The organism is Pontibacter coccineus, from assembly GCF_030546575.1.
Lineage (GTDB): Bacteria > Bacteroidota > Bacteroidia > Cytophagales > Hymenobacteraceae > Pontibacter > Pontibacter coccineus.
The window spans coordinates 538,728-550,543 of sequence record NZ_JAUOTN010000001.1 but is presented as its reverse complement, the minus strand read 5'-3'; the positions used below and the strand labels follow the sequence as shown (position 1 = coordinate 550,543).

The following is an 11,816-nucleotide window of genomic DNA, read 5'->3' as shown; positions in this document are numbered from 1 at the left end:
GAGAGATCTGGATTATTAGAGAACCCAAGCACTATTTCAGATTTCTCCCTGAAGTCGAAATGACAGGAAAAGATTATAGCTAGCGGACTAGAGTCGCAACCTATACTCATAGGTTGATTAACAAACTACCCGATCACACCACCCGATCATACCAATAGAAATCACTCACCCATTTATTAACTCACCAAATCACTCCATCACTAACCTACCCAAATACTCTTCTGGTTGGTGAATTCGCGGATGCCGATGTAGGAGAGCTCACGGCCGTAGCCTGACTTTTTGATGCCACCGAATGGCATTTCGGGAGAGGAAGCGACCATGGCGTTGACGAACATGGCGCCGGTCTCGACCTGCCGGGCGATGCGCAGACCGCGCTCTTTGTCGCCGGTGAAGACGGTGCCGGCCAGGCCATACTTGTGGTCGTTGGCTATCCGGATGGCTTCCGCTTCGTCTTTCACCACAAACACGATCGCCACCGGGCCAAACAGTTCGTCTTCGTAGGCGGGCGAGCCGGGTTTGGGATCGCGGATGATCATCGGTTTAAAATAAGCAGAGTCTTTGTCTTCGCGGCCGCCTTCCAGCACTACTTTAGCTCCTTTTTTGACTGATTCCTGCACCTGTACCTCCAATTCCTCAGCCAGATCTTTGCGGGCCAGCGGACCGTAGTCGCATTCATCGGTGAGCGGGTTGCCAGTGCGCAGGGCCTGCATCTTCTCCTTCATTTTTTCCAGAAAGGCGTCGGCTATACCTTCGAGCACAATAAAGCGTTTGGCGGCAATGCAACTCTGGCCGGTGTTCACCATGCGGGATTTTACGGCAACAGAAGAAGCCTCGTCCAGGTCCGCGTCATCGAGAATAATAAAGGGATCGCTGCCACCTAGCTCGAGCACCGTCTTTTTGATCTCACTGCCTGCTTTTTCAGCTACTTTGGAGCCGGCTCCTTCGCTGCCGGTCAACGTAACGGCCTTCACAACCGGGTTTTCGATGATCGCATCCACTGCTTTGGATTCAACCAACAAGGTATGGAAGACTTCTTTTGGGAAGCCCGCTTTGTGGATGATCTCCTCGATCGCCAGCGCACACTGCGGCACGTTGGAGGCATGCTTGAGTACGCCTACATTGCCGGCCATCAGGGCAGGGGCCAGAAAACGGAAAACCTGCCAGAACGGGAAGTTCCAAGGCATCACGGCCAGCACCACGCCCAGCGGTTCGTAGGCAATCAGGCTGCGGCTTGCTCCGGACTCCACCTCTTCATCTTTGAGGAAATCAGCGGCGTTCTCGGCATAGTATCGACACACTTTAGCGCATTTCTGCACTTCGGCAATAGAGTCTTTGACGGGCTTGCCCATCTCCAGGGTGATGGTCCGCCCGTACTTTTCAGCATCCTGCTCCAAAATCTCAGCGCAGCGGTTCATCAGGCGTGCTCTTTCCTCGAAGCTGGTGTTCTTCCATTGCTGGAAAGCCTTATCGGCCGCTTTCAGTTTCTGCTCCACCTGCTCAGCTGTGTGGGCTTCAAAGGTTTTGATGACTTCGTTGGTTGCGGGGTTTATTGTCTGTATGGCCATTCTTTTCAAATCTGGGATGTGGTGTAAATATACGGAGGCCGGGCCATTTTTGCTGACGAAAGCCACGATCTAATAAAAATATGGTTAAACAAAGTGCTGAAAAAGTTCTATTTGCGGGGTTTTGCGGATATTGTTACTTCTTTCGCAGATATTCCCTTATATATAGCGGGTTTCTTACTAAATTGCCTCCCATTAGAGCAACGAAAAAGGCTTTCCGCCGATCGGATAACGCTCTGATTTAAATCATTCCTTCTTGGATACGCCTCAACTAGATACCGTTATTTTGCTGTTCGCCCAAACCCCTGAGCAACAGGTCCGCTATAAAACGTTCACAGAGGAGCAGGGCCCCGAACTGAACCAGCAAGCGGCTGACCTGCTGTTGCAGCATACCTTATTTGTGGCCAAAGGCTCCGGTATTCCGCTGGTGGTCATTTACCCGGAGCGACAGGAGGGCAGCAACTTCGGAGAGCGCCTGGCCAATGCCTTTCAGGAAGTGTACTCCATGGGTTATCAGCGTGTTATCTGCATCGGCGCCGACTGCGTGGACCTTACCTCAACCGAACTTTTGCTGGCACAGGAGGCGCTTAGCACCGGCCGTATGGTCGTAGGGCCGGGTACAAAAGGCGGTGCTTACCTGGTGGGCCTGCACATCGACAGCTTCGACCCCGAGGCGCTGGCCATGCTCAACTGGCAAACCGACGAACTGCTGAACGAACTGGTGCTCTATGGCTACCGCATGCAGGCCAGCATGGGCAGCCTGACCGTGCTCGACGAAAAGACCGAAGCAGGGAGCGGAACCGACCTTTCACATCAACTCAACATCCTCCCCGTTTACCATCATCTGCAAAGGCAGCTCAGCGCTATTCTGACCTGACGAAACAGGAGTACCTAGATTCTTGTTACCTTTATAGGTAAATAAGACTTTATACTTCTATGGAAAATACGTATTACAATCCGGCGGACCTGAAGAAATTCGGGAACATAAGCGAGTTGCAGCCCGAGATGGGCCGCAAGTTTTTCGATTACTATGGCGAGGTGTTTAAAGAAGGCGCCCTGACCGAGCGCGAAAAAGCCCTGATCGCCCTGGCCGTGTCCCATGCTGTGCAGTGCCCTTACTGCATCGACGCCTATACTTCTGACTGCCTTGAAAAAGGAGCCGACGAAAACCAGATGATGGAAGCCGTGCACGTGGCCGCCGCCATCAAGGGTGGTGCTGCGCTGGTACACGGCGTGCAGATGATGAATAAGATCAAGGACCTGACGATGTAAGCCATGTCTATACCTGTTAAATCGCTGAAGGCGCAGCACCACCAGTTTGCCAACCCGGCTTTCCAACTGGAGGTATTGCAGCACGCGGGAACGGAGGAAGGCGATTTTCCGCTCTTTGGAGCCAAGCTGCAGGAGCACGAGCTATACCCTTTGCAACCCACCGGTACCACTATTTTGCAGGTGAACGTGGGCAAGATGTGCAACCAAACCTGCCGCCACTGCCACGTAGACGCCGGTCCGGATCGCAAAGAGATCATGACCCGCGACACCATGCAACTCTGCCTCAATGCCCTGGCCAAATCCCCGCAACTCACCATCGTGGACCTGACAGGCGGTGCACCGGAGATGAACCCGGACTTCCGTTGGTTTGTGGAGCAGCTCTCAGCTATGGGTCGGCAAGTGATCGTGCGTTGCAACCTCACCATCATCCTGGCCAACCCCAAATACCACGACCTGCCGGAGTTTTTCAAAGCGCACCGGGTACAGGTAGTTTCCTCGTTGCCTTATTTTTCGGCTTCCCGCACCGATGCCCAGCGTGGCGACGGGGTGTTTGAAAAATCCATCAAAGCGCTTCAGATGCTCAACAAGGTGGGCTATGGACAGGAGGGAAGTGGCCTGGAATTGGACCTGGTCTACAATCCGTCGGGTGCTTTTCTGCCTGCCAGTCAGAAATCGTTGGAGGCGGAGTTTAAGCGTCGGCTGCTGAGTGGTTACGACATTGTGTTCAACAACCTGTTCTGCATCACCAACCTGCCCATCAGCCGCTACCTCGACTACCTGGTGGAAAGCGGAAACTACAGCAGCTATATGGAAAAGCTGGTGAACGCCTTTAACCCAGTGGCGGCCGCCAATGTGATGTGCCGCAATACCATTTCGGTCGGCTGGGACGGAGGTTTGTACGATTGCGACTTTAACCAGATGCTCGAGCTGAAGGTGCAGCCCGGTACGCCGCAGCACATCCGCGACTTCAACCTGACGCAGCTTGACAGGCGGCAGATCGTGCTGAACCAGCATTGCTACGGCTGCACCGCCGGTGCCGGCTCCAGTTGCGGCGGCTCTACTACCTGATCTGCCCATGCGCTCTACCTGGCATCATCGGCTATACCTGACACTGTTGCTGAGCCTGTTGCTTTCGGCCTGCAAGCCGCCTTCGGATGCAACTTACAACCTGGTGCTGAGGCAGCTCTACAGCCACAGCGTGGATACAATTTCGGTCACAATGCTACAGCAGGAACTGCGGCAAGGTATAGCCCCGCTGCTGCTCGATACCCGCAGTATAAACGAATACGAGGTTAGTCACCTGCCCGGTGCCTGGTATGTAGGCTACGCGGACTTTGACCTTTCCGCCCTGAAAGACGTACCCCCGAATAAGCCCCTGGTGGTATACTGCGCTGTCGGCTATCGCAGCGAGAAGATAGGCGAGCAGCTGCAGAAAGCAGGGTATACCAACGTACGGAACCTGTATGGGGGCTTGTTCGGGTGGGTGAACCAAGGGCTGCCTGTGTATAGTGCGCAGGGCCAAACGACAAAAGTGCACGGCTATACCCGCGCCTGGGGCGTATGGCTGCGCAAAGGAGAGAAAGTTTATGACTGAGAAAAACCTGTTGATGCTCTTCGTCCGCAACCCGGAACTGGGCAAGGTGAAGACCCGCCTGGCTGCCAGTGTGGGCCCTGAAACGGCCCTTGACATTTACCTGCACCTGCTCCGCCATACCCGCAACATCACCCAGCACCTGCCCATGGACAAAGTTGTGTACTATTCTGAAAAAGTGGAGGAAGACGACCTTTGGCCTAACCAACTCTACCTCAAAAGGCTGCAGCGCCCCGAAGGCGACCTGGGCGAGAAAATGAAAAAGGCTTTTGAGACGGCTTTTGCCGATGGCTATACCTCAGTGGTCATCATCGGGAGCGACTGCCCGCAACTTACCTCCGAGATCATCAACCAGGCATTTGAGGCACTGAAGACGCATGAAGTGGTGGTTGGCCCGGCTTTGGATGGAGGCTACTACCTGCTAGGCATGAAACGTTTATACCGTGATTTCTTTCAGGACAAGCGCTGGAGCACCGAGCACGTCTTTCCGGATACCATTGCCGACATTGAACGCCTGCACCTCAACCATACCTTGCTACCCTACCTTTCGGATGTGGATGAGCTCGAGGACCTGCAGGAAAACTGGCCGGAACTGGGCTAAAGCTACTGCCCCAGCTGTACCTCCTCCAGCTTATCATACCCATAAATATCTTCTCTGAACTGCAGCCCCGTCGCAGGATCAACCCAGGCTGTCAGGTATACAATGATCAGGGGCACGGGCTTTTTGAGTTGGATGTATTGCTCGTCCTTGTCAGATGCCAGCACCTTTTCAATGCGCTTGTCCGATAGGCCACTTCGCGCTTGCAACAGATAAAGCGCCAGTTCCTCGGGGTTTTGCAGGCGGATGCAGCCATGGCTGAGGGCTCTTTTTTCCAGGGAGAACAGGTACCTGTCTTTGGTGTCATGTAAGTACTGGCTCACGCCGGTATCGAACAGAAACTTCACATGGCCCAGTTCATTGTGCGGCCCCGTTACCTGCACGATCCGGTAATTGAAATCAGCTGCTGTAACTGCGCTCCAATCCACGCTCCAGGGATTTATTTTCTGCCAGCCTCCCAGTGCTATAGGCCGGAAAATCTCCATGTCACGACTAGCCAGGTAGCCGGGGTTGCGCTTGAGAAGGGGCAGGATTTCTTTGGAAGCAATCGAGTTGGGGATGTACCAGTAGGGGTTGAAAACCATGGTATGCAGCTTGGTGTGGTTAACGATGGTGGGCACCTTAGGCTTGCCTACAATAGTGCGCAGGTATAGCAACACACTGTCCTGATCGATCAACCGCAAGGTATAGTCCGGGATGTTGACGATGAGGTAAGGCTGGGGCAGGTCGCGGCTGAAGGCTTCCCAGCGGTACAGGCTATTCTGCAGCTGCCGCAATCGCCGGAGGGGCGGGATGTTGAGCGCAGCCACCGTGCGCGGCCCCACGATGCTGTCTGCCTTAAGCGCGTGCCTTGCCTGAAACCGTGCGACGGCCGTTGCCAGCTGGCGGGTATAATACGTTGCGTTCTCGGTAGTATCAGCGCTCATCAGGTCACCGGTCAGCACCAGGTTGGCTCGCAGATCCGGGGTATAGCGGCTGCTGTCTCCGGGGCGGAGGAGTAGCTTGCCCGGGAAGGTATGCCAGGCGCTGTCTTTCAACCCCTCGTACTTTGCAATGGCCTGGCGGAGTTGCTGTTTCTGGTCCGGCACCAGTAGCCATACCTCCGTAGAATCGCTGGCTATACCTGGTAGTGCGTACAGCAACAGCAAAATGAAGGCAAGCAGACGTAACATGTGCGTTAGGAAAGCGGTGGTATTTAGATGTACGCAATCGGCTAAAGATAAGGCGCTTGTATCCCATATTTAGGTTCTTGCCCTGGCAATTGGTTTGGTCAGTAGAAAGGTATAAATTGAGTTATCTGGCAAGGGCATGAACAAAGCCTCCTGCCTGCTAGTATATTAGCCCAATGCATCGCTAAAAGCACGACGAAATAGCCCATGGCAACAACGATAGACAAAAGCACGCTGGCCTTTCTGGCCGATCTGACACAGAACAACAACCGCGAGTGGTTTCAGGAGAACAAGCCGCGCTACGATGCCGCCCGCAAAAACTACCTGGCTTTTCTGGATGAGATGCTCGAAGAGATGGCGCTTTTTGAACCCGTGGCGATCGGGCAGAAAGGCAAGGACCTGGTGTTTCGCATTTACCGCGACGTGCGCTTTTCCAACGACAAACGACCGTACAAAGATCACTTCGGGGCTTATGTAGCTGAAGGTGGTCGCAAGTCTATTATGCCGGGCTACTACCTGCACCTGGCCGCCAACAACAATTCCTTTCTGGCCGGCGGTCTGTGGATGCCGCCCGCGAACTACCTGAAAGCCGTTCGGCAGGAGATTGACTACAACCTCGATGGGTTGGAGCGCATCATCCAGGCACCTGACTTTAAAAACCGTTTCGGCGGCATACAGGGCGAGCAGCTCAAGACCACGCCAAAAGGCTACGACAAAGAAAATCCCGCCATCGAGTACCTCCGTTTCAAAAGCTGGAACGCCACCATGCCGCTACCCGACAAAGTCGTGCTCAGCAAAGACTTTATGCATACCCTGTTGGAGGGCTTTAAAGCCGTGAAGCCTTTCAATGGTTTTCTGACGGAGCCTTTAAAGGATATTGGGGAGGAGTAAGATTTGAGTGACTATAGCTGAGGCTGCTGTTTGCATTATTTTAGGCTACTTTTTAAGCTAGATTGCTCCACACTATTTCATTATTTCTCAAGGTGAAACGTAAAAAGTGGTTGAAAATCGTTGGCACGTCAGCGTGTGGCTCAAGAGTAATCCATACATCTTCACTATGTCTTTTGAGCATTAGCGCTGAGAGATAATACATCCTTTTCAAGCTCTCCTTTGTCATTTGCCACTCTGTTTCATTGAAGCTTTTGTAGATATAATCGTAAATGATTTGCTCAGTTACTTCAATATGCTGAGCGAATCTCTTAGCGAACGCTATCTGATTGGGGGAGGGTAAAGAATTGCTCTCTACTTCAATCGATAATTCGACTGTTTTATTCTTCGAGATATTCTGAACATTACCAAACCATTCACTCCCGTTTTTGTCGGAGATTAATTTCAGCACGCCAAACCCTTCTAACTCAAATACAGGTTCTGTCACCATCTTTTCAAAAAGCATTAATGTAACAAATAGGAAGGGGCGACTTAATGGGCTGTTTGGTCTAAGAGGAAGTGGTAAAGCTTTTTCCTTCTGAAGACAATAGTTTTAAGCTTTTGACTTGTACCGTCCTGAAGCTGCAGCACAATTCCATTCGGCACGATCCCAAAGGTGTTTGTTCTTCTTACCGCTGCTATTTCATTTAAAGGAATCTCTGTGATGCTTACATTCCGGCGAAGAAACGTCTTGATGAGCGTAAAAATGAGTTTGGAATCAGTTGCTGTGATGATTCCACCGGGTGCTAAAAACTCACTGTGCTCAATAAAGGCACCTTACTTAGACTGGAGAATGTTTTCCGTCTGTTCTTGGCCCCCCCTGCTTCTCCATAACAGTCGGTTGACAATTGGCTGTGTTGACCAGGAGGAACGCAGTTGCCGAAATAAAGCTCATTGTTTTCGTATGCATGATGCAGGACTAAATAAGGTATAGCAAGAGCAAATGTTTTTTCTCCATTTATACCTTATTTAGGCTCAAATAGACGGACAGTATAATCAAGTAATTCAGGACCGCCCACTTTGCCGTGCCCCGGAATGACATGCTTTACGCGAGGGTAGGCTGTCTTCAAATTTGCCACTGTCAGTGGCCAGGCGACCGTGTCAGCATCAGCCAGGTTGCCTTTCCCAGCGCCTACCTCCTTGATCAGGCAGCCCCCAAACATGGCTTCCGCCTTCGGAAAGTAGCCGACCACGTTGTCGTGCGTGTGTCCTTTGCCAGGATATAACACCAACACTTTTTCATTTCCGACCTCAAAGGTCAGCTCTTTATGAAAACCATTTTCAGGCACGGCAGTCCGGTTGGCTTTGGCCAGGGCAATGGTCTTATGGCTGGCGTAGGTCGGAATACCCCGCCGCTGGAACGCCGGCAGTCCGCCAAGGCAGTCTTGGTGAAAGTGTGTGGCGACAACGGCTTTTACTTTGCATCCCAAACGCTGCTCGACCCAATCGATCAGTTCCAACGAAGCCTGATCTGTGGTCGGTGTGTCAAAGATAATGGCTTCCTGCTGGTCAATGACCACCATCCCGTTGCACGGAACTTTACCAAAGCTTTGTGTTTCCAGAAAGGAAAGGTGTTGGTATACCTGATCAGCTATTTTGTGTACTTCCAATGTTTCGGAGGTATAACTCTTCCTGTAGTTGGCGGCAACATCAGAGCTGCTTTTGTCAATAGTGGAAGCAGCTTCCTGTTCAGCTACCGTGTTTTTTACGTTGCTGGTAGAAGACAGGCAGGAAGGTAGGCCGGATGCAAACAACACACTTGCCAGGAGCAATATGCCGGGTTTACTGTGGGGTATATTTTGTAGGTAATGGGAAAGCCTTTCCATGCCGTTGAATAGTATCAGGTTTAAAGATCACATCTATTGCGCCACACTCTGCCGGGGCAGGTTGGCATGCTTTATCTGCTGGCGGTACAGGTATAGCTCGACCAGCAGCCAAAGTCCAACCAAGGTATACTCCAAAGCGACGAGCCACAGGTTCTCGGTATAAGCGCTGGTGCGGTAGGCAGAATAGCTGAAAATAGCCAGGCAACTCCAGACGATGGCGTAGCGGAAGTGGCTCAGGGTAGTGAGCGCCACCAGCGTCGTGATATACCAGGGATGCACTGTAGTCGCCAGCAGCAGGTATACCGTGAGGGCCGCCGCCATGTAGCCAGCCAGTCGGCGCACCGAGCCCAGCTTTTTCACTGCGGCCATCGACAAAATGACAAAAAGGGTGGCCAACGATAATAGCGGACCGATCACGGCAATTTGGTTGTACCCTGTCAGTTGATAACCCAGCCAGCGGAGCAGGTAGTAGACACTGGCATTGAACTCAAACCGTTGGAAATACAGGTCGATGCTTTGCCAGATATTGCGCAGCACCTCCAGCGAAAGCAGCGGCAGAAAGAGCAGCAATACCACAACGGCCACCACTGCGCCAAAGCTCATAAAGCGCTTGAGTCCCAGCTTGCGCCATACAACCGGCAGGAACATCAGCGGCAACAACTTACTGCCAACGGCCAGGGCAAAAGGCACCGCCGCGATGAGGTAGCGCTGGAAGTGCAGTTGGTACAGGAAAAGCAGCAGAAAGAAGATCAGCAGCGCCTCCATGTGCAGGTTACCCGTTAGTTCGAGGATCACCAGTGGGTTGAGGGCGTAGATGTGCACGTAGCGGTCGGGTAGGGCCATGCGGCGCAGGAGGCGCAGCAAAAGCAGGATAGAGCCCGCTTCGGCAACCAAAATGATCACCCGCATCACCAGGATACTGCCCGTCAGGCTTTCAGGGGAGAGGGCAGCTGCCAGCCAGAACACGCCCTGCAGCACCGGCGGGTATAGCGAGTAGTAGTGCGGGGAATTGAGTTGCAAAAACAGTTCGGCTGTGAGACCAGGTATAGCTTTCGCTTCTTCGCCCAGAAACTGTACCGGCAGGTAGAGGAAGGGGTTCTCACCAGCCAGCAGCAGGCGTCCGTCCCACACAAAACGGAAGTAATCGTCGGACAGCGCAGGTATAGCGAACAGGAAGAGCAACCTGAAAAACAGGCCAGCCCCGATGCCGTGCCATACGTTTAGCTTCTGGTTGGTGACGTAGGCGTAGATGCCGAAGGCCAGTAAAGTGAGCAGGAGCAACTGCGTGAAATTCTCCCGGGGCGTCGCGTAGCCCAGCGCCATGTATACGAGGGCCGATATTCCCAGCAGGGTATAGGTTGCTATGTGCTTTCGGGCAAGGGTCATGCGCGGCGGCTGTGGTTGAGCGAGTATACGAAAACGGCACCAAAACCGAGCGTCAGCATTACATGAAAAGGCAACAGTCCGTAATCGTGCAGCTGAAACCCCACCAGGATGCTGTACCCGAAATAAACTGTGAGCAGTCCCTCCAGCACAGTAACCGGGTGGAGGCTGGTGATGGCATAGGCATGCTGCCGCCAGGAGTCGCTACGGTGCTGCAGGTTGTGCTTGGGCGTGCGGATAAAGGGCGTTTTGCGGCCCAGGTAGCCTTCCAGCACCGCCACCGTGTTGTGCAGCGACATCCCCATCGACATAGACAGAAACAGGAAAAACTCCGGTATAAAGCGTTTGGTGGTTTGCCATGTCGAGCCCGTTTGCTGGTACAGGGCGGTCCAGTAAAAAACAAGCAAAGCCATTAAGCTGACGATCAGCAAGGAGCCCATTGCAAAAAGCAACTCGAGTCCCGGCACGCTGTGTTTCAGGTATAGCATGGGCAGGCTGAGCAGTGCCGTGAGCAGCACGCAGACGAATATGCCGCTGTTGAGCAGATGAAAAACCGCGTGCAGGCGGGTAGAAAACGGCATGGGTGCTCGCAGCACTTTGCCCAGGTGTTTGCGGGCGGTCTCGGCGGCTCCTTTGGTCCAGCGGTACTGCTGCGACTTGAGTGCGCCCATGGCAGCAGGTAGTTCGGCGGGAGCTTCGACAGCCTGTAGGTAGCGGAACCGCCAGCCCCGCAGTTGGGCACGGTAGCTCAGGTCCAGGTCTTCGGTCAACGTGTCGGACTGCCAGCCACCAGCATCCACAATGCAGCTTTTGCGCCACACCCCGGCCGTGCCGTTGAAGTTAATAAAGTGCCCGCCACTGTTGCGCCCAACTTGTTCTATCGTAAAGTGCGCATCCAGCCCGAAGGCCTGCAGGCGGGTGAGCAGCGAATAGTCCTGGTTAAGGTGGCCCCAGCGGGTTTGCACAACCCCGACCTGATCATGATCAAATGCAGGTATAGTGCGCTTTAGAAAGTCAGGCTGTGGGACGAAGTCGGCGTCGAAAATGGCTATGAACTCCCCGGTGGCCTGTTGCAGGCCATACTGCAGGGCACCGGCTTTGTAGCCGCTACGGTCGGGGCGCTGCACGTGCTCTAGACGCAGGTCGGTGCTGGCATACTGGACGAGCTTTTGCCGGATCAGTTCGCTCGTATCATCGGTGGAGTCGTCGAGGAGCTGGATCTGCAGCAGGTGGCGGGGGTAGTCGAGGGCGGTCACGGCGTCGATCAGGCGTTCCACTACATAGCGTTCGTTGTAGAGCGGAAGCTGCACCGTCACGGCAGGCCAGGTATAGTGTTCGTCAGGTATGGCCTCAGGTGCAGGTATAGCTTTCCGGCGGGTCCAGTAGAGGAAGGTGAGGTGCAGTTGCACCAGGCTGTAGCAGAAAATGAAGGCCAGGCAAAGACCATACACGGCAACAAGAAGGAGCTGGAAAATCGTCATGCGGCTG

General features: G+C 53.5%; 12 protein-coding genes. 6 read left to right on the top strand and 6 right to left on the bottom strand.

Annotated elements, in window-relative coordinates; translation table 11 throughout:
- Nucleotides 1–200 precede the first annotated feature (200 nt).
- A complete protein-coding gene (locus Q4E40_RS02380) occupies nt 201–1,565 on the bottom strand; it encodes an NAD-dependent succinate-semialdehyde dehydrogenase (protein ID WP_303409802.1) in 1,365 nt (454 codons plus the stop codon).
- Nucleotides 1,566–1,818: 253 nt separating this feature from the next.
- Here Q4E40_RS02380 and Q4E40_RS02375 point away from each other — a divergent pair, with 253 nt between their 5' ends.
- From Q4E40_RS02375 to Q4E40_RS02355, 5 genes are read left to right on the top strand one after another with little or no spacing between them, the layout of a single operon-like run.
- On the top strand, nt 1,819–2,439 hold the full coding sequence (locus tag Q4E40_RS02375; protein ID WP_303409801.1) for a TIGR04282 family arsenosugar biosynthesis glycosyltransferase: 621 nt from the start codon (nt 1,819–1,821) through the stop codon (nt 2,437–2,439).
- Nucleotides 2,440–2,498: 59 nt separating this feature from the next.
- Entirely contained in the window at nt 2,499–2,834 is a 336-nt protein-coding gene (locus tag Q4E40_RS02370) for an arsenosugar biosynthesis-associated peroxidase-like protein (RefSeq protein ID WP_188500166.1), read from the top strand.
- Nucleotides 2,835–2,837: 3 nt separating this feature from the next.
- Entirely contained in the window at nt 2,838–3,902 is a 1,065-nt protein-coding gene (gene arsS / locus Q4E40_RS02365; RefSeq protein ID WP_303409800.1) for an arsenosugar biosynthesis radical SAM (seleno)protein ArsS, read from the top strand.
- 7 nt (nt 3,903–3,909) lie between these two features.
- A complete protein-coding gene (locus Q4E40_RS02360) occupies nt 3,910–4,428 on the top strand; it encodes a rhodanese-like domain-containing protein (protein ID WP_303409799.1) in 519 nt (172 codons plus the stop codon).
- The gene (locus Q4E40_RS02355) at nt 4,421–5,026 is read left to right on the top strand and encodes a TIGR04282 family arsenosugar biosynthesis glycosyltransferase (RefSeq protein WP_303409798.1); all 606 of its coding nucleotides are present in this window, start codon (nt 4,421–4,423) and stop codon (nt 5,024–5,026) included. The genes Q4E40_RS02360 and Q4E40_RS02355 overlap by 8 nt, the downstream gene beginning before the upstream one ends.
- A gap of 2 nt (nt 5,027–5,028) precedes the next feature.
- Here Q4E40_RS02355 and Q4E40_RS02350 read toward each other — a convergent pair whose 3' ends face one another.
- Nucleotides 5,029–6,195, bottom strand: a complete 1,167-nt coding sequence (locus Q4E40_RS02350; RefSeq protein WP_303409797.1) for a L,D-transpeptidase family protein — start codon at nt 6,193–6,195, stop codon at nt 5,029–5,031.
- Between the two features lie 204 nt (nt 6,196–6,399).
- On the opposite strand from Q4E40_RS02350, the gene Q4E40_RS02345 reads away from it, so the two are divergent.
- Entirely contained in the window at nt 6,400–7,083 is a 684-nt protein-coding gene (locus Q4E40_RS02345; RefSeq protein WP_303409796.1) for a DUF2461 domain-containing protein, read from the top strand.
- A gap of 52 nt (nt 7,084–7,135) precedes the next feature.
- Here the strand turns inward: Q4E40_RS02345 and Q4E40_RS02340 are convergent, their stop codons facing one another.
- The 4 genes from Q4E40_RS02340 to Q4E40_RS02325 form a co-directional block, all read right to left on the bottom strand.
- Nucleotides 7,136–7,570 carry a hypothetical protein gene (locus tag Q4E40_RS02340; RefSeq protein WP_303409795.1) on the bottom strand — a complete coding sequence of 145 codons (435 nt, stop codon included), beginning with the start codon at nt 7,568–7,570 and terminating at the stop codon, nt 7,136–7,138.
- Nucleotides 7,571–8,084: 514 nt separating this feature from the next.
- The gene (gene bla, locus Q4E40_RS02335; protein WP_303409794.1) at nt 8,085–8,891 is read right to left on the bottom strand and encodes a subclass B1 metallo-beta-lactamase; all 807 of its coding nucleotides are present in this window, start codon (nt 8,889–8,891) and stop codon (nt 8,085–8,087) included.
- A gap of 87 nt (nt 8,892–8,978) precedes the next feature.
- Nucleotides 8,979–10,331, bottom strand: coding sequence for an MptA/MptB family glycosyltransferase (locus tag Q4E40_RS02330; RefSeq protein ID WP_303409793.1), 1,353 nt, complete (start codon nt 10,329–10,331; stop codon nt 8,979–8,981).
- Nucleotides 10,328–11,809 carry a cellulose synthase family protein gene (locus tag Q4E40_RS02325; RefSeq protein ID WP_303409792.1) on the bottom strand — a complete coding sequence of 494 codons (1,482 nt, stop codon included), beginning with the start codon at nt 11,807–11,809 and terminating at the stop codon, nt 10,328–10,330. The genes Q4E40_RS02330 and Q4E40_RS02325 overlap by 4 nt, the downstream gene beginning before the upstream one ends.
- Between the last annotated feature and the right edge of the window lie 7 nt (nt 11,810–11,816).